This window comes from Nostoc sp. S13, from assembly GCF_029379315.1.
Lineage (GTDB): Bacteria > Cyanobacteriota > Cyanobacteriia > Cyanobacteriales > Nostocaceae > Nostoc.
This window is the reverse complement of record NZ_JAQYWQ010000053.1, coordinates 1-17,257: the sequence shown is the minus strand read 5'-3', so window position 1 is coordinate 17,257 and position 17,257 is coordinate 1. Positions and strand designations below refer to the sequence as shown.

General features: G+C 42.4%; 17 protein-coding genes. 12 read left to right on the top strand and 5 right to left on the bottom strand.

Going from position 1 to position 17,257, the window contains the following annotated elements:
- Positions 1 to 380 precede the first annotated feature (380 nt).
- Positions 381 to 815 (bottom strand): hypothetical protein, encoded by a 435-nt coding sequence (locus PUQ00_RS17365; protein ID WP_300418911.1) that lies wholly within the window; start codon positions 813 to 815, stop codon positions 381 to 383.
- Positions 816 to 928: 113 nt separating this feature from the next.
- Here PUQ00_RS17365 and PUQ00_RS17360 point away from each other — a divergent pair, with 113 nt between their 5' ends.
- Positions 929 to 2,779, top strand: a complete 1,851-nt coding sequence (locus PUQ00_RS17360; RefSeq protein WP_300418909.1) for a S8 family peptidase — start codon at positions 929 to 931, stop codon at positions 2,777 to 2,779.
- Here the strand turns inward: PUQ00_RS17360 and PUQ00_RS17355 are convergent.
- Positions 2,723 to 3,022, bottom strand: a complete 300-nt coding sequence (locus PUQ00_RS17355; RefSeq protein ID WP_300418907.1) for a hypothetical protein — start codon at positions 3,020 to 3,022, stop codon at positions 2,723 to 2,725. The genes PUQ00_RS17360 and PUQ00_RS17355 overlap by 57 nt on opposite strands.
- A gap of 11 nt (positions 3,023 to 3,033) precedes the next feature.
- Between PUQ00_RS17355 and PUQ00_RS17350 the strand changes: the two genes are divergently transcribed.
- A complete protein-coding gene (locus PUQ00_RS17350) occupies positions 3,034 to 3,273 on the top strand; it encodes a hypothetical protein (RefSeq protein WP_300418905.1) in 240 nt (79 codons plus the stop codon).
- Between the two features lie 74 nt (positions 3,274 to 3,347).
- On the opposite strand, the gene PUQ00_RS17345 is transcribed toward PUQ00_RS17350, so the two are convergent.
- Both PUQ00_RS17345 and PUQ00_RS17340 read right to left on the bottom strand, forming a co-directional pair.
- A complete protein-coding gene (locus PUQ00_RS17345) occupies positions 3,348 to 3,671 on the bottom strand; it encodes a thioredoxin family protein (protein ID WP_292800934.1) in 324 nt (107 codons plus the stop codon).
- A gap of 441 nt (positions 3,672 to 4,112) precedes the next feature.
- Complete coding sequence (locus tag PUQ00_RS17340; protein WP_300418903.1) at positions 4,113 to 5,444, bottom strand: Rieske 2Fe-2S domain-containing protein; 1,332 nt, start codon at positions 5,442 to 5,444, stop codon at positions 4,113 to 4,115.
- 140 nt (positions 5,445 to 5,584) lie between these two features.
- Between PUQ00_RS17340 and PUQ00_RS17335 the strand changes: the two genes are divergently transcribed.
- From PUQ00_RS17335 to PUQ00_RS17300, 8 genes are all read left to right on the top strand, one after another.
- Positions 5,585 to 5,839 (top strand): hypothetical protein, encoded by a 255-nt coding sequence (locus PUQ00_RS17335; protein ID WP_300418901.1) that lies wholly within the window; start codon positions 5,585 to 5,587, stop codon positions 5,837 to 5,839.
- 117 nt (positions 5,840 to 5,956) lie between these two features.
- Positions 5,957 to 6,154, top strand: a complete 198-nt coding sequence (rpmI, locus tag PUQ00_RS17330) for a 50S ribosomal protein L35 (RefSeq protein ID WP_292760699.1) — start codon at positions 5,957 to 5,959, stop codon at positions 6,152 to 6,154.
- Positions 6,155 to 6,173: 19 nt separating this feature from the next.
- Positions 6,174 to 6,530 carry a 50S ribosomal protein L20 gene (rplT, locus tag PUQ00_RS17325; RefSeq protein WP_229545555.1) on the top strand — a complete coding sequence of 119 codons (357 nt, stop codon included), beginning with the start codon at positions 6,174 to 6,176 and terminating at the stop codon, positions 6,528 to 6,530.
- Positions 6,531 to 6,542: 12 nt separating this feature from the next.
- The gene (locus PUQ00_RS17320) at positions 6,543 to 7,358 is read left to right on the top strand and encodes a transporter substrate-binding domain-containing protein (RefSeq protein ID WP_300418898.1); all 816 of its coding nucleotides are present in this window, start codon (positions 6,543 to 6,545) and stop codon (positions 7,356 to 7,358) included.
- A gap of 101 nt (positions 7,359 to 7,459) precedes the next feature.
- Positions 7,460 to 7,984, top strand: a complete 525-nt coding sequence (locus tag PUQ00_RS17315; protein WP_300418896.1) for a tetratricopeptide repeat protein — start codon at positions 7,460 to 7,462, stop codon at positions 7,982 to 7,984.
- 288 nt (positions 7,985 to 8,272) lie between these two features.
- Positions 8,273 to 10,255, top strand: a complete 1,983-nt coding sequence (locus PUQ00_RS17310; protein WP_300418895.1) for a primary-amine oxidase — start codon at positions 8,273 to 8,275, stop codon at positions 10,253 to 10,255.
- A gap of 387 nt (positions 10,256 to 10,642) precedes the next feature.
- Positions 10,643 to 10,867 carry a ferredoxin family protein gene (locus PUQ00_RS17305; RefSeq protein WP_300418893.1) on the top strand — a complete coding sequence of 75 codons (225 nt, stop codon included), beginning with the start codon at positions 10,643 to 10,645 and terminating at the stop codon, positions 10,865 to 10,867.
- A 77-nt stretch (positions 10,868 to 10,944) separates the two neighbouring features.
- Complete coding sequence (locus tag PUQ00_RS17300; RefSeq protein ID WP_300418891.1) at positions 10,945 to 11,673, top strand: ABC transporter ATP-binding protein; 729 nt, start codon at positions 10,945 to 10,947, stop codon at positions 11,671 to 11,673.
- Between the two features lie 748 nt (positions 11,674 to 12,421).
- On the opposite strand, the gene PUQ00_RS17295 is transcribed toward PUQ00_RS17300, so the two are convergent.
- Positions 12,422 to 13,744 (bottom strand): hypothetical protein, encoded by a 1,323-nt coding sequence (locus PUQ00_RS17295; protein WP_300418889.1) that lies wholly within the window; start codon positions 13,742 to 13,744, stop codon positions 12,422 to 12,424.
- Positions 13,745 to 14,331: 587 nt separating this feature from the next.
- On the opposite strand from PUQ00_RS17295, the gene PUQ00_RS17290 reads away from it, so the two are divergent.
- Positions 14,332 to 15,054: a carbonic anhydrase gene (locus tag PUQ00_RS17290; RefSeq protein ID WP_300418888.1), complete on the top strand. Its 723-nt coding sequence runs from the start codon at positions 14,332 to 14,334 to the stop codon at positions 15,052 to 15,054.
- 605 nt (positions 15,055 to 15,659) lie between these two features.
- Entirely contained in the window at positions 15,660 to 17,168 is a 1,509-nt protein-coding gene (locus PUQ00_RS17285; protein ID WP_300418886.1) for a UbiD family decarboxylase, read from the top strand.
- Positions 17,169 to 17,257: the final 89 nt, after the last annotated feature.

Here is a 17,257-nt window from a genome sequence, read left to right as displayed (position 1 = left end):
GGGTCGGGTCAACTGAGTGTAAGTCTAATCCAAACATGAATCGACTTTTAATGCGGTTTTCAATAAAATAGATCACACACATCGGGGCGCAAGATATTTGTGCCCCTACTTTTTGACCAGAAATAGCCGTATTATCGAACAGAATTCAGGAGTCAGGAGTCAGAATACAGGAAAGGTATTCTGTACGACTGGTGGATGAATAATCGGCGTTTAAGACCCCCACAAAACAAGAAAATTTGGTGGTCAACTTTCGTAGTCGCGGGTCCCAATCCCCGACTGATAGCGTCACGCTTTCTCGTGTCCGCGAGCGTCTTGATTTTGACGAATGTATTCTGACGAATGTATTCTTCTTCAACAAGAACTTGTATTTTCTAGTTTAACTACTGCTGTGATTCCGATCGCAAGTCTGGTAATACCCCCTGCAAAAACTTACCCCATTCTGCTGCCAAAGGGATTTCTGTAAACGGAACCCGCACTGAGTTAGTAGATTCGGAAAATAGAAATTCTAACTCTATAGAACGACCTTTCTCCGGTATCCTTTCCAAATCTACTTGTTTATCATCTACTAAAAGGTGGATTTGTTTAACATCAAGCAAAGAGAATGTTTCTAGTTTAATAGGCCCTTTAGGCGTGGGTTTTCCCCAAGTTAGATTGTTGCCTTTTTGACCTAATACTGAATAAATATCGTACTTAGCCCGTTCAAATTGCTCTGCCCAAGCGCGATAGGCTTCAACTTTTTGATACTCCTTCGAGCCTTGCCAAGCCAACCAGAAAAACATTACTAACAGGGGAAACCACAAAAGACCACGTTCCATCGTTTAAAAAAGTCCTGAGTGAAACTTGTAACTAAAAGTGCAAAATCTTCCAATAAAGGATGCAGATAAGTTATGGTAGTGAGCAATCTGGCAAAAAGCGGTGATGAGTTAATATGAGAAAGCTTATATTATTGTGCTTGTTTGTCATTGGGCTTGTTTCTGCCATATTTGGTTTCCTGAATTTCCAGGGACTGGCAGGTAAAGGAGAGTTTGAGACGATTTTGCTTGATTTTCGGGAAGATATTCCATCACTTGTGGTGGAACAGAATTTACAAGCGATCGCCAAACAATACAACGTTACACCCCAATTAGACAACAAGTTTTCCAAAAAAGATCATGTGTATATTGTCAAAGGCGATCGCCAGCGACTCCAAGAACTGAAAAAATCTCAATTTGCCCAAGCTACAGAATTCATTGAACCGAATTATATTTACAGGAAGATTCCACAACCCGGTGAAGTAGCTTGGCTGGGAGAATTTTTGAGACCCCAAGAAGATGATGAAGCAAGTCCTTCATTAACTGGCCCCAATGACCAATATTACAGCAAGCAGTGGAACTTGCACCAAATCGGCGTTGAAGGCGCATGGAGTCAAACCAAAGGTAATGGCATCACAGTTGCAGTGATTGACACCGGTATTACCAAGGTGCGGGACTTGTATGAGACAAAATTCGTCAAAGGCTATGATTTTGTTAACGACCGAGAAGAAGCCAAAGACGATAACGGCCACGGTACTCATGTTGCCGGAACTATTGCCCAGGCTACAAATAATAAATATGGCGTCGCTGGAATTGCCTATGAAGCCAGTCTGATGCCCCTGAAGGTACTAAGTTCTTATGGTGGCGGTACTGTTGCCGATATTGCCGAAGCGATTAAATTTGCTGCTGATAAAGGCGCAGATGTGATTAATATGAGCTTAGGCGGTGGTGGTGAAAGCAAATTGATGAAAGAAGCGATCGACTATGCCCATAGAAAAGGTGTAGTTATTATTGCCGCAGCCGGGAATGAAAACACTAATGGGGCAAGCTATCCAGCCCGTTATCCCTACGTCATCGGCGTTTCGGCAATTGGCCCAGATGGGGAAAGAGCACCCTATTCTAACTTTGGTGCGGGGGTAGATATCTCGGCTCCTGGTGGTAGTGAAGCTGGTAAGATTCTCCAAGAAACTATCGACGAAAACGGTGAAGGCGTATTTCTGGGCTTCCAGGGTACAAGCATGGCTGCTCCCCACGTTGCGGGTGTTGCGGCATTAATCAAAGCTGCTGGCATCAAAGAACCAGATGAAGTTTTAAAAGTCCTTAAGCAGTCAGCGCGAGTTATCCAGGATGATGGTTTGAACTATTATGGCGCTGGACACCTGAATGCAGAAGCAGCAGTAAAGCTAGCCTTTGCGGGGCAAATCAGTTTCACAGATTTCTTTCGGTGGTTACGCGATAACGGCTATCTTAACCCCGGCTTTTGGATTGATGGTGGTGCGATCGCACTGTTACCTAAGATTTTAATGGTAGTTGGTTCCTATTTGCTAGCTTGGTTTTTACGGGTTTACTTTCCCTTTACTTGGAGTTGGTCTTTATCTAGCGGCTTAATTGCTGGCAGTTCTGGATTATTCTTCCTCAAGGGAATCTATATTTTTGATCTTCCCCAATGGCCTTTCCGGGTTTTGGGCAGTTCAATTCCCGAACTAGGCAGTAGCCTCCAGGGAACTGATGCGTTAAATCCCCTGTTTGCTAGCGTACTGATTCCTATTGTCTTAATGGCATTGCTGCTGGGACATCCTAGTTGGAAATGGTTTGCCATTGGTTCAACTTTAGGTGTAGCAGCGTGCTTGACAGTAAGTGCATTTTTCGATCCAGCAGTTTGGGGTTTGGGAAGTGGTCATTTAGCACGCCTATTCCTGATCGCCAATGCCCTAATCTGTTATGGGCTTGCTCGTTTGGCATTGAAAAACGAAGAAAAAATAGCATAAATTGGTATGGGGTATGGGGCATGGGGCATGGGGCATGGGGCATGGGGCATGGGGCATGGGGAATAAATTTTTATAACTCCTAACTCCTGTACAGACGCGATTAATCGCGTCTCTCCTAACTCCTGTACAGACGCGATTAATCGCGTCTCTCCTCATTCCTGTACAGACGCGATTAATCGCGTCTCTCCCAACTCCTGTACAGACGCGATTAATCGCGTCTCTCCTAACTCCCCCACTCAGCACTCAGAACTGTTATGAGCATTACACTTACAGGTACAATCGAACGCCGTGATATTGGCACAGGCGCATGGGCGTTAGTTACAGAAGAGGGCGTTACTTACGAAATCCTCAGAGGGGCTGACAAAGATTTACTCAAAGCTGGACAAAAAGCAAAAGTCAAAGGACAGGTACGTGAAGATGTCATGACAGCTGCCATGATTGGCCCTGTCCTGGAGGTTAAATCTTTTGAGGTAATAGACATCTCCAAAAATTAAATATGCCTAATCCAGAAGCCTTGTAGAAACGTAGCACTGCTACGTCTCTACATTTTTTTCACGCCTATGTCTAATTAGTTCTGATTAGCTGTGGAATTTAGAACCTCTTGAAGACGGCTTCTAAACTCGCCTTTCGGATGACCTCCTTTTACCTCACCCACAATTTGAAATTCCCCTTCTGGAGAATTGCAGAGAATGTAAGTAGGCCATCCCATTTCTGATTTATCGGGATACTGAGTTAATAAAATCTTGCGATACTTGCGGTAAGCAGCCGTATCCTGCATTTTGACATCGATAAATTCTAAACCCAGTTCTTCAGCCACCTTTTTGTCATAAAAAGACATTTTGTGGCAAATGCCGCACTCTTCTGAAGAGAACTTAATTACAGCTAAACTCATGGGTTGGCGACTCTTTGATTCTAGGCAAAGTTTTTTAACATAATGCCATGAAATATTAGCATATAGCTGGTCATTAGTGTCAACTTAAGACTAAAACCCTGATCCAGTATCTTTATTCTTCTTCCCTGCTTCTAGTTGGTAATATTACGTCCGCCTAATTATTTACGATATGTCGTCATTGCGAGTGCAACGTTCACGTCTCGTCTCGTAGAGAAGTAGAAGGGGCGTTGCAGAATAGAAATATGAATTAGGGCGTAGGCGTAGCCCGTCGTAGACATCGCTATGAAATGTCCAAGGTGTGAATCAACTCATATTCGTAAGAATGGGCGGCAACGTGGTAAATAAAACTACATATTTGTCAACTGTAAACTTACTAAATAAGCATTTGAAGCTATCTTGCCCTTGGTGTCAGCTGGTATATTACACCCAAATCATTGACCCCTATCTTTGTGCATGGATATAGTCTACAAAGTAAAACCTCGGACTAAGCCAGAATTTCAACCAAGCGTAAGCTCCTAAACTTAGTAGGGCTGTCACAGTTAGGGGTAAACCCAGCTTAACTTTTAAAGTGTCAGGAAGGAGAGCAACAGCACAAACAGTAATAGCAAAGTAGATCAAAAGCCCTGCCTGCAAGCGTTGCACAACTTTTAGCGCCCGCCGACAGCTACTACAATGCTGCGTATGCTGTTTGTAGCGATCCAAAACTTGTTCTCGATTGTTATTTAGATTCCTGATTTCTGGAACACTTATTCCTACTTGATTCCAGGGTAGCTGTCCTTGACAATATTTATCAAACCAATTCCTATACTCAATCACTAGCCTATCTGCACTTGTAGGTAGTTGATAGGAAGTTTTCCAGCTAGGGGTCGATTGTGTCTGTTGTAGAAAATACTCTTGCTGCTGGAGAAGAACCATATCTCCATCAATAACTTGATTGCGTTCGCTAATATGATCCCACCAACGGGGTCTAAGACGATGGAGTGTTTTGGCAAAGTTACGGGGAAACTGAGCAACAATCCGAGATTTACCAGGAGATACTGGTATACAATAAGTGACAAGTCCAACCTGCTTTTCAGAGTTACCAAACTTGATTGCATACTCCAAGCGACAAGGTGGTTCAAAAGTGATTGTTGTTTCAAATCTCCCAATTGTTGCCGCTTCAATCAAATTTGGTGAAGATTGCACAATTTTAATTGGTATAGGTATTGCTTTTGAGCGATCGCCCTGCACGCCGTGATGAGCAAAAGGAACATGACTAGGATCTGCTACATTTTCTACAAGGGTTTGCCAGTCATATTCTAAATCCCGTACATAAGAAGACCAAACAAAGCCAATAGTCGCATCTATTTGCGGTGATAAAGGTAAGAGTGTATTAGCAGCTTGTTCGCTTGATTTGGCATCTGGCCAAACCCAGAGTAAATCCTGTTCCTGACGAACTGGTAGTGCTACAGCACACAGATTTTCTTTATTCTTACTCACAAGTTCTGGATTTTCTGCTTGGGGAATATGAGTACAAAGTCCTTGCTGATCAAATTGCCAACCATGATAGCTACACATTAAATTCCCTGTTTTGTCATCAATGCGCCCCTCACTTAGGGGTGCAAGGCGGTGAGGACATTGATCTAAAAACACCCGAAAAGTTTGAGATGATTTGGGTTTCCAGATAACTAAACGCAGTCCCAAAAGTGTCACTGAAGTAGGTTGCTCTAAGACTAAATCTTCGACTGGTGAGAGGGGATACCACTGCTGAAAAAAGTTGAATTCAGGTTCCATTTTACTAACAAATACTTAAATTAAAATTTTGCTCAATGCCTTGGGCGCTCACTGACTCTTCAAAATCACTTTACAACAATTGATCAATCTACTAAGACTTCAGTTAAGAGAGTAACAAATGTTTTGGGCCAATGTTGGCAATGCAAACCGACGAGCAACGGCACAATATCAAGAACGCAATTATCGAAGGTGATCGCCTCCTGGTAAAATATGGGGTTCAGCCGGGATATCTGCAAAACGGGACACTTTGTAAACTTCTGTATCTCAAGTATGGCTCAGTGGCACTGCGGGGCGATCGCTTGATTCATATTTTGCAACGCGTAGAAGGTACTTCTTGCCTACGGGACGCTACGCCAAGGGAGAAGCAAGCTACAATCCGAATATCCCGCCACTGAATTCCCAGTAAACTCAGTGGCGGACTTACGGGGTAAAAGTTGAATCCCTTATTTAATTGCCATTCAAGCATTTTTTTTAGTATATAATTATGGATCGTGTCGAATTAAAGCTAAACCATGCCTAAACTAAAGACTCGTAAAGCCGCAGCGAAGCGATTCCGTGCCACCGGCACCGGCAAAATCGTCCGGCGTAAAGCTTTCAAAAGCCACCTTTTAGAGCACAAATCTTCCAACAAGAAGCGTAGCCTGCGCCAGAGTACACTTGTACATGAACGCGATGAACTTAACGTGCGTTTGATGCTCCCATATTTGTAAGTATTTCAGGAAATAAGTTATGACACGGGTAAAACGCGGTAATGTAGCTCGGAAGCGCCGCAATAAAATTCTCAAACTAGCTAAAGGTTTTCGCGGTTCCCATTCAACTCTGTTTAGAACTGCTAACCAACAAGTGATGAAGGCACTACGCAGTGCCTACCGCGATCGCAAAAAGAAAAAGCGCGATTTCCGTCGCCTTTGGATCACCCGGATCAACGCTGCTGCAAGGCAACACGGCTTGAGTTACAGCCAGTTAATCGGTAACTTGAAAAAAGCTGATATCCTACTAAATCGCAAGATGTTGGCGCAATTGGCAGTCCTCGATCCAGCTAGCTTCGGCAAAGTTGCTGAATTGGCAAATCAAGCTAAAGGATAAAGGTGGCAACGGATGTATAACGGATGTAGCAGATGGCAAGTAATTACTCGGTTACATCTGGTATTATCCGCCACTGTTTTTTGGATTTTTTGCTTTTACATAATGGGGACAGGATTAACTGCATCTGCTGCCGAAATGGCAGAAATTCAGCAGCGAGGCTATCTAACTGTTGCCGTTAAGGATAACTTGCGTCCCTTGGGATTTAGAGATGCTAGTGGCAATTTGCAGGGCTTGGAAATTGACTTAGCACAGCGCTTGACAGTTGATTTGGTTGGTAAAGCCAAGGCTGTCAAGTTTAAACCAGTAGCGAATCGCGATCGCCTGTCTGTAGTCTTAGACAAGAAAGTTGATTTTGCGATCGCTAGAGTCACTGCTACTGAGTCACGCGCCCGCATAGTTAGTTTCAGTGTTCCCTACTATTTGGATGGCACTGTATTAGTTACAAAAGATGCCTCTGTGCAGCAGTTGAGTGATTTGGCAAAACAAAAAATTGCCGTATTGAATAACTCCAGCACCATTGCGAAAGTGCGGTACTATGTGCCAAGAGCCGAGTTAGTAGGAGTTGATTCCTATGACGAAGCGCGAGAGAAAATAGAAAGTAATACGGCCGTAGCCTTTGCCGCAGATGCTAGCGTTCTGAGCGGTTGGGTGCAACAATATCCGAAATATCGGCTACTCCCAACTAAGCTATCAACTGAACCCTTGTCTGTAGTCATGCCCAAGGGATTGCAGTACGATGAATTAAGACGAAATGTGAATCAAGCGATCGCTCGTTACTTAGCAGAAGGTTGGCTCCAGCAACGCTCTCAATATTGGGGTTTACCGTAAGTTTGTCATTAGTCATTAGTCATTAGTGAATAACAAAGGACAAATGACAATAGGCTGATAATAGATTACAGAACCAACTTTTAATATTTGTATTTACAGCAATGGATAACAGTCTAGCCGTTGTTTATCTCTCAATTTTAGTGGGTTTGCTCACACTTGCAGCCGTGGGTGTTTTGCGCCAGATTTTCAAAACTCGCAAGATTGAAGGCTCTTTTGGAAAATTGCGAAAGAAGTTAGAGAAAGAAAAGGGCACGACTCAAGAATATTATGAGTTAGCCAGTATTTATTCAGAAAAAAAAATGTATTCCCAAGGGATCGCGCTGTTTCAAAAAGCTCTGAAAGCTGCCGAAGAAGAGGGAGAAGAAAATATCGCCCCCATTTACAACGGGCTGGGTTATATTTATTTTACTCAAGAGCAATATGACTTAGCAATTCGTCAGTATAAAGAAGCCCTAAAATCTAAACCAGACTACGTAACAGGGTTGAATAATCTCGGTCATGCTTACGAGAAAAAAAAATTAACTACTCAGGCTTTACAAACTTACGAAGAAGCACTAAAACTTGCTCCAAATAACTCTACTGCTAAACGTCGTGCTGAATCTTTACGCCGTTTAGTTTCTGCTTAATAAGGCATAGGGTAAAGACTGAAGGAGTAATACCAATTTCAATAAATAATTTGACAGATACATGGGTAGTGTCAAATTGAGCAATGGCGAATGGAATTCGCGGCTACACAGATAAAGTCTGTCTTTGCCGCAAAAATCCTAGTTTAGTATTTAAAACCACAGATAAGTTATCTGTGGTTTTATCGTGAGAAATTTGACGATTATTGGCAAATTAACTTCTTAATTTATCGGTTTTCAGGCTTTGGCTTGGAAATAGATAACTATACGTCTTTTGTAAAAATGTAAAAGATGACTAAGCGGTTAAAGCGTTTTTTGTGGCTAGCTATTCCCATCATTGTCGTCATTTCTATCTCACTCGGATTAATGAGAATATCGACGGCTCAACAGCCTTCGATTTCCCATCCTCTCACTTCGCTAACAGAGGCAGAAATTAGTACAGCTGTTTCGCTGATCAAAAGAGAAAAAACTTTGAGTGAAATGGCAGCTTTTCCACTGATTGCTTTACAAGAACCAGATAAAAAAGAAGTTTTAAATTTTACACCCGGTAAAGTCTTCCAGCGAAAAGCTTTTTTGGTAATCTCTGAGCGCTCCCAAAACAAAACCTTTGAGGGAATTGTTGATCTGACAAGCAAAACCTTAAGTTCTTGGAAAGAAATACCGTCTGTCCAATCTGCGATCGTCAATTCCGAATATGAACTGGCAATTCAGATAGTCAAAGCCGATCCCCGATGGCAAAAAGCGATGCAAAGGCGGGGAATTACCGATTTCGATCAAGTCAAAATCAGTTCGTGGGCACCAGGAATCCTGAGTCAACAGGAAGAAGCAACAGGTAATCGTCTTTGTCGGAGCTTATCTTACTACAAAGGCAAAGGCTGGAACTATTACGGTAGTCCGATTGAGGGAGTTGTAGCAACAGTCAATTTGAACACGGGTAAAATCGTCAGTTTTGTTGACAGAGGAAACGTACCTTTCTCAAAGGAAAATTGGAACTACGATATCAAATCTTTGGGTAAATTACTTTCACCACTTAAAGCATTGAAGATTCTCCAACCAAATGGTGCAAGTTTCCAAATTAATGATCATGAAATTAGCTGGCAAGGTTGGAAGTTTCGCTATTTAATGCATCCTCGTAATGGATTAATGCTCTACCAAGTGACGCACGAGGATGGGGAAAATATTCGACCAGTTTTATACCGCGCTAGCCTATCAGAAATGGTAGTACCTTATGGCGATCCTGAGCCTACTTGGTCATTTAGAAATGCCTTTGATGTTGGAGAATATAACCTTGGTTTACTAGCAAATACGATGGAGTTAGGTAAGGAAATTCCCGAAAACGGCTTGTTGCTAAATGCTGTATTTGCCAATGAGCAGGGAGAACCTTACAAGATGCCAGGGGTTATTGGTATTTACGAGCGCGATAACGGAATGCTTTGGAAGCACTATGAGTATAATAGTCAGCGCAATGATGTTCGTCGCAGTCGAGAATTAGTGATGACAATGACTGCGGCCATTGATAACTATGATTACAGTATCAATTGGATCTTTCACCAAGATGGAACTTTGGAAGTCCAAAATGAATTAACGGGTATCGTACTGGCGCAGGGAACGGCTGCCGAAAAGCAGTCTGAGGATGATTTTTATGGTCAGCTAATCGCTAAGAATATCTTCGGAGTAAATCACCAACACTTTTTCAACTATCGCCTGGATTTCGATGTCGATGGTCAAGCTAATTCCGTGATGGAAATGAATGTCAAAGCTTTGCCGATAAATGATAAAAATCCATTAGGAAATGCGATCGCAGTTGCAGAAGCCCCGCTAGCAAAAGAAACGGCTGCTGTGCGCGATTTGGATATGAAAAGCAGTCGGGAATGGATGATTGTTAGTGCAGACAAAAAGAATACTTTAGGGGCTGCACCTGGATATATGTTAATGCCTGGTGAAAATTCGATATTTTTCCCTGTGGAAGGCTCAAAAATCCGTCAACGGGCAGAATTTGCGACTCATCACGTCTGGGTAACAAAATATAAACCTACTGAACTCTATGCTGGGGGAGATTATCCCAACCAGACTCAAGCCGGACAGGGTTTGCCAAAATATATTGCAGACGATGAATCCTTGATGGGTGAAGATATCGTACTGTGGTACACAATGGGCCTAACTCATATTCCGCGATCGGAAGATTGGCCTGTGATGCCAACACACAGCATAGGCTTTAAGCTGATACCAAGGGGATTTTTTAATAAGAATCCGGCGATTAATTTAGCTGAATAGGTACTTCCCTTTATCTCGTTCCCAGTCGTCTCTGACTGGGAATGCCTATGCGAGGCTCCGCCTCAAGGAAGAGCGGCAGAGCCACCAGGAGATGCATTTCCAGCCTTTGCCTGGAAACGAGGTTTTAAAGGAGTTTGAGCTTAAGTTGACACCAATAAGAATCGAGTGCCCCCTTAAAAAGGGGGTTGGGGGATCTAAAAGAACGGGAAATAGAGTGTTTAGGCTTAAGTTGACACCGATGCATCCAGACTTACCTTGACAGAGGTATATCCAATCGCCAGCGATGCACTGAGCTTCTTGTACTGAGCGCAGTCGAAGTATGTCGAAGTGTCCTTACTCCCCTGCTAGGCTAGAAATAGCCGATACAGAAGAGAGGGAATCGAGAACATGCCGCACACAATTGTTACAGAAGTCTGTGAAGGTGTCGCTGACTGCGTAGGTGCTTGTCCAGTAGCTTGTATTCATGAAGGCCCAGGCAAAAATGCCAAGGGCACTGATTGGTACTGGATTGACTTTGCCACATGCATCGACTGTGGCATCTGTGTCCAAGTTTGCCCTGTAGAAGGGGCGATTCTTCCAGAAGAACGACCAGAGTTGCAAAAAACCCCGTAATAGTCCATAGTCAACAGTCAATAGTTATGTTTGACTTGACTGTTGACAAATGACAAATGATCAATGACAAATGACCAATGACAAATGACTATTTACTAGATGTTCAAAATGTCCATGCTGGATACATCAAAGATGTAGATATCCTGCAAGGTGTGAATTTCCGGGTTGCACCAGGGGAATTGGTAACAGTGATTGGCCCCAATGGTGCAGGTAAATCTACCTTAGCAAAAGCAATTTTTGGGCTTTTGATCCCCCACACAGGTACAATTACCTTCAAAGGTGAAAATATCGTGGGGCTAAAGTCGAATCAAATCGTCCAACGAGGAATGTGCTACGTACCGCAAATCGCCAATGTTTTCCCCTCTCTGAGTGTTGAAGAGAACTTGGAGATGGGTGCTTTTGTGCTTAACGTTCCCCTGAAGCCAATTAAAGATAAAATATTTACCATGTTCCCCAGACTGAGCGATCGCCGTCGTCAACGCGCTGGTACTCTCTCTGGAGGAGAACGCCAGATGCTAGCGATGGGCAAAGCTTTAATGTTGGAACCTAGTTTACTGATTTTGGATGAACCATCTGCTGCTTTATCCCCCATGCTGGTGACACAAGTTTTTGAGCAGATTAAACAAATTAATCAGGCGGGTACTGCGATCGTACTAGTAGAACAAAATGCCCGTAAGGCTTTAGAGATGGCTAATCGTGGATATGTATTAGAGTCGGGACGTGATGCGATCTCCGGCCCTGGTGAAGAATTGTTGAATGACCCGAAAGTGGGTGAGCTATATCTGGGAGTAGGTAAGAGACATTAACCCTTTTTAATCACTCTTGCCCCATTCAACATAACACCAGTTTAATATAGGAGCTTCACCAGGCGATAGCGATGACTAGGTTGGGCTGCGCCTACGCTATCTATAACTAATACAAAAGCTATAACACTTCCTGCCACTGCCGCGACCGTCGTTTTCGATGCTCAAAGAATTCTCCCCAATAATCCTTGCTTTTCTAATCACATCTACAGCTAGTCGAGAGGTAAAACAGGACATTCATTCAGGAAAAAGCGACTAAAACGTAAATTATTCGGATCTGCCAAAACCCCCGATTAAAAATTCTTAATTCTTAATTACGAACAGGTTAAAATCTTTAGTAACTAGCGTAGGCGTAGCCCAAACTAGCGATCGCCTATTTTTCTCTTGCTCCCCTTGTTGCATTTTTCGCCTACTTTGTCAATGCGTAAGTTATGACGAATTACGAATTACGAATTACGAATTACGAATTAGTAATTATGTTGATTGCTTTTGGCAATTTGGCATCCAAAATTTTTCTGTTGCAGTTTTAATTGAAATATCAGCAGGGTTACAGGGAAATTGAGAAAGTTCTACAAGGGATCGATTCCCGTCTCAAAAATCCCACCCAATGGCCAGTTGTTGACGCCCACGCTCTCCGAACCACCTTAAGGTGGATGCAGCGCAATCGTCACCGCTTCACCACAACTGGCTAGAAATCAAACAGAAAACACATAGTTAGCTAGGTGGATCATACCAAAGCGATCGCCACCATTTATTTAACCTGTAGTTGCTTTAGTTTATTATTTGCCGATAGTAGTAACTCTTGAGCTTTCAGATAAGCTGTTGTGCCATTTTGCACCTTTTCTAATTGATTAATAATACTTTGCAATTGGCTCAAACCACGATTGCGCTCCACATCATTAGCATTAGCAGGAATTGAAGCCAGCAAACTTTCGATTTCTCGCTGCGCTAATTCCATTGCCTCCACAGCATCTGCCTCAGCTTGCCGCCTAACCTTAACTTGACCTAAATTAGCCTCATAAATTGCTAATAACTTCTGTGCCTCGGTATAACCTGCCACGTCTTTTGCAGGAATTTCTTTGAGCCGCTCAATTGCCTCTATCCACAAATTTTCTATCTGTCGCCATTCAGTTACGGCGTGCGGCGGATTTTGACCAGCTTTGGCAGCTTGCCAGGAAAATTGCCGCGCTGCGGTGATTAAGGCACTGATGCGATCGTTCCCCGCCGCCAATCCAACAACTTCCTCAAACTCACGTTTATAATTATCTAGTTGATTTTGTACAGTTTTTCCTGCCAAAGTTTGACCAGGAATCTGCTCAAATTGATTAAGCGCCGTTTGCCAAGCAGCTGTTGCAGTCTGTTTATCAGTTGCTGTTGCAGCCCGTTCATATTGCTGTTTTGCATTTAAGAAGGTCTGCATATTATCGGTAAGCAACGACTGAGCATTCTTTTCCTGAAAAACCTTAGCTTCTAGCTGCCCAACTTTACTCCGAAATGCATTAAAACCGTAGATGCTAAACTGCGAGTCATACCACCAATATCTGTATTGTGACCAATCGTTGACAAAGGAGGTTGGTAACTTATCTAGATGTTTTTGTGTTTCTTGTAGCTTCTGTTCTCCCAAAGCCAAATCAGCAGGACTAGTAGCTTTTTCAATCAATTGTTCAGCTTGCTCAACTGATACCAACGCCTGCCGATAATGATTATCCATACTGATATAACTGGGTAGCAACAAAAAAGGCGCATGGAGCATCATCGGCCGACGAATCACCGGATAAGGCTGGTTCGCCACCCAAATTACACCAACGGGAATGCCGATAAGTATTGCTATCCAAATAAGTCTACTACCTATACCCCGCTTGGCTTTCCTATGCAGTTGCTGAGGGGATGTTTTGAGAACCCGCCTTTGTAACTCCATTTCATGCTCTAATTCGGCAAGATTTTTGGGGATTGATGGTGTTGCAGGTTTGTTCACCACTACAGGTAGTTGTCCGGGAGCAGACGGATCTATCCCAGAGCTATTTTGAGCATTTTTACGTAGGAAAATCCAGTTTATTTTGTTTAAAAAAGTCATATCTATAGCCAGTACTGTGTAAAGTATTCCCAAAAAACACAGGAAATACAAACAATAGCTCGTTTTGGCTTTTGACAGGAATTATACTCTTTCGTAATCAGAACATTAATGTTTCGGAAAAACTGCCTTGGTTATAGCTAACCTTGGCTTTAAACTTGACAAATGATATCAAATTTACTGGAGGCACATATAGTGTTTTCTAATAAGAATCAGGTACAGCTTAACCTCATCCCAATAAAGCTGTGCTTTATCTCCCCTCTCTTTGGTAAGGAGAGGGATTGGGGATGAGGTTTTGATATGTATACTTTATTCACCTGGGAACCGCTATATAGGACTCCTATTTGATTTTTGAAAAAACTCCGTACAACTCGAAAGGGCTGATTCCCCATTCCCTACTCCCTGCCTACGCAATAAGTTCAAGAATCAAATCGGATTGCTATAATAGTCAATCTATATAATATATAAGTTATAAATTACGATGCAATGTGAAGATTAAATGACTGTTAAATCGTGTAATAAGGTACTCCTGGATCTTGCTTAAGTTTGATATCTTCCTGAGAACAGCTTTGTTGTTGTCAGGTAGATTGATGAGTCGAATTAATGGATTTGTCGGGCGACGTGATTTCTTAAAATTCGCTAGTGTTGTAGGTATTGCGGCTACTGCTTTTAGGGATAGTTTTTGGAATCCAGAGCAAACTGCTGTTGCTGATATTCACCCAGTTAACCCTAATCTAATCAGTCCAAATGAAGCCGTCAGACGCTTGCTGGATGGTAATCAAAGATTTATCGATCAAAAACGTAAATATCCCGATCAATCATTAGAACATTTGCGATTAGTTGCTAAAGCTCAGTATCCCTTTGCTTCCATATTAGGCTGTGCAGATTCTAGAGTACCTGCGGAAATCGTCTTCGATCAAGGACTTGGAGATTTATTTGTCGTGCGAGTTGCTGGTAATGTCGTCAGTGACACGGTTATAGGTAGTCTGGAATATTCTACAACAGTATTAGGTTCGCAATTGATTCTGGTTTTAGGTCATAGAAGATGTGGTGCAGTAGCAGAAGCAATCAAAAACGAACCACTTCCTGGCAGAATTGGTTTGATTATTGAGAGCATAAAACCATCTGTAGAAAGGGTAAAGTTAAGAACAGGTGATCATATGCAAGATGTAGTTATAGCCAATATTCAATATCAGACTGAAAAATTGCAGGAAAGCTCAACAATTTTAGCCAAATTGCTCCGTGAAGGTAAACTAAAAATTGTTGGCGCTTGTTACGATATTGACACTGGTAAAGTCAACATTATTACTTGAATATCTCCGACATTTTAGCCATAGTATTCTTAGTTTAATGATGTTGCAAAAATTATTATTTATAAAACATTTTTTATTGATAATCTTGAAGATTAATCAAATTCATTCTCACAAAAATTCAGAAAAACCCAAAAGGAAGGCAGAGTCCAAGGGAAGCATCTCAATGAGTCTAAAAAGCCTTGTAAAACCTCACCCAAACCTCTGCGTGGGTTCGGAGAGGGAGTAAAAATCTTGTTTCTGATCTGGTATATTTGTTTTCACTGAGATGCTCCCCAGTCCCAGCTTATAATAAATAAACCCAGCAGTGGCCAGATAACAAGGCCGCCTGCCAGGAAGGTATAGTATATTTTGGCCATGTTTGATTAGGTTAGCGCTTATTTGTAAAAAATAATTGCGTATCCCTAGATACAATAACTATATCCTTTAGAAAACACAGTTAAGAAAAGTTACTAAATAGGTTAATTTTCAATTAAAACTAACAATTTTGCAAATGGGGAGATGGGGACACTGGAACAAGAAAAAATATTTCCCAATGTCCAATCACAAATGACTAATAATATAATAAAGCGCTTCACACTTCTTAAATAAACAGCTTTATTAGAACAATGGCCAGAGACTTGCGGGGATTTATTAAAATTCTAGAAGAAAGAGGACAATTACGGCGGATTTCAGCTTTAGTTGACCCAAATTTAGAAATTGCTGAGATTTCCAACCTGATGCTGCAAAAAGGTGGGCCAGGGTTGTTGTTTGAAAACGTCAAAGGTGCTTCCTTCCCGGTGGCGGTGAATTTGATGGGAACTGTGGAAAGGATTTGCTGGGCGATGAATATGCAGCATCCAGAGGAGTTGGAAACTCTGGGGAAAAAATTGAGTATGCTGCAACAGCCAAAACCGCCGAAAAAGATTTCCCAAGCGATAGATTTTGCAAAAGTATTGTTTGATGTGGTGAAGGCGAAACCAGGGCGGGACTTTTTCCCTGCTTGTCAGCAAGTTGTGCTTCAAGGTAATGATTTAGATTTACATAAGTTGCCTTTGATACGTCCTTATATTGGTGATGCTGGCAAGATTATCACGCTAGGACTGGTAATTACCAAAGATTGTGAGACGGGTACTCCAAACGTAGGTGTGTATCGCTTGCAACTACAATCTCAGAATACGATGACGGTTCACTGGTTATCGGTACGGGGTGGAGCGAGGCATTTGCGAAAAGCGGCCGAACGTGGGAAAAAATTAGAAGTTGCGATCGCACTTGGTGTAGATCCTCTAATTATCATGGCAGCAGCGACACCCATACCTGTAGATTTATCAGAATGGCTGTTTGCTGGACTGTACGGCGGTTCGGGTGTGCAGTTGACAAAATGTAAAACTGTAGATTTGGAAGTTCCCGCAGATTCCGAATTTGTCTTGGAAGGGACGATTACACCAGGGGAAGTTTTACCAGATGGGCCCTTTGGCGACCACATGGGTTATTACGGCGGCGTGGAAGATTCGCCGTTAATCCGCTTCGAGTGTATGACACACCGTAAAAATCCGATTTACTTAACAACATTTAGCGGTCGTCCACCTAAAGAAGAAGCGATGATGGCGATCGCACTAAATCGCATTTATACGCCCATACTGCGGCAACAAGTATCAGAAATTGTCGATTTCTTCCTACCAATGGAAGCTTTGAGTTACAAAGCGGCGATTATTTCCATTGATAAAGCATATCCCGGACAAGCGCGACGGGCAGCTTTAGCGTTTTGGAGTGCTTTACCACAATTTACGTACACAAAATTTGTAATTGTTGTGGATAAAGACATAAATATTCGCGATCCGCGTCAAGTTGTGTGGGCAATTAGTTCCAAAGTTGACCCAGTGCGGGATGTCTTTATTTTGCCGAATACACCTTTTGATACCTTGGATTTTGCCAGTGAGAAGATTGGCTTAGGTGGACGTATGGGAATTGATGCAACTACAAAAATTCCGCCGGAAACAGACCATGAATGGGGTTTGCCTTTGGAGTCAGACCCAGATGTGGCGGCGATGGTAGAGAAACGATGGGCGGAATATGGTTTGGCAGAGTTGCAGTTAGGAGAAGTAGACCCGAATTTGTTTGGTTACGATATGAGGTAATACCATTTCACGAAATACCTGATAAAAATATAGGAATCCTATTTGAGTTTTGAACAAGCTCCGTACATCTGAAGAGTGGCAAAGTCAAA

Coding starts and splice junctions, on each gene's coding strand:
- PUQ00_RS17310 (WP_300418895.1), top strand. CDS start 8,273: ATGACTAAGCGGTTAAAGCGTTTTTTGTGGCTAGCTATTCCCATCATT.
- PUQ00_RS17295 (WP_300418889.1), bottom strand. CDS start 13,744: ATGACTTTTTTAAACAAAATAAACTGGATTTTCCTACGTAAAAATGCT.
- PUQ00_RS17300 (WP_300418891.1), top strand. CDS start 10,945: ATGACAAATGACTATTTACTAGATGTTCAAAATGTCCATGCTGGATAC.
- rplT (WP_229545555.1), top strand. CDS start 6,174: ATGACACGGGTAAAACGCGGTAATGTAGCTCGGAAGCGCCGCAATAAA.
- PUQ00_RS17365 (WP_300418911.1), bottom strand. CDS start 815: ATGGAACGTGGTCTTTTGTGGTTTCCCCTGTTAGTAATGTTTTTCTGG.
- PUQ00_RS17285 (WP_300418886.1), top strand. CDS start 15,660: ATGGCCAGAGACTTGCGGGGATTTATTAAAATTCTAGAAGAAAGAGGA.
- PUQ00_RS17305 (WP_300418893.1), top strand. CDS start 10,643: ATGCCGCACACAATTGTTACAGAAGTCTGTGAAGGTGTCGCTGACTGC.
- PUQ00_RS17320 (WP_300418898.1), top strand. CDS start 6,543: ATGTATAACGGATGTAGCAGATGGCAAGTAATTACTCGGTTACATCTG.
- PUQ00_RS17290 (WP_300418888.1), top strand. CDS start 14,332: ATGAGTCGAATTAATGGATTTGTCGGGCGACGTGATTTCTTAAAATTC.
- rpmI (WP_292760699.1), top strand. CDS start 5,957: ATGCCTAAACTAAAGACTCGTAAAGCCGCAGCGAAGCGATTCCGTGCC.
- PUQ00_RS17340 (WP_300418903.1), bottom strand. CDS start 5,444: ATGGAACCTGAATTCAACTTTTTTCAGCAGTGGTATCCCCTCTCACCA.
- PUQ00_RS17360 (WP_300418909.1), top strand. CDS start 929: ATGAGAAAGCTTATATTATTGTGCTTGTTTGTCATTGGGCTTGTTTCT.
- PUQ00_RS17335 (WP_300418901.1), top strand. CDS start 5,585: ATGCAAACCGACGAGCAACGGCACAATATCAAGAACGCAATTATCGAA.
- PUQ00_RS17350 (WP_300418905.1), top strand. CDS start 3,034: ATGAGCATTACACTTACAGGTACAATCGAACGCCGTGATATTGGCACA.
- PUQ00_RS17315 (WP_300418896.1), top strand. CDS start 7,460: ATGGATAACAGTCTAGCCGTTGTTTATCTCTCAATTTTAGTGGGTTTG.
- PUQ00_RS17345 (WP_292800934.1), bottom strand. CDS start 3,671: ATGAGTTTAGCTGTAATTAAGTTCTCTTCAGAAGAGTGCGGCATTTGC.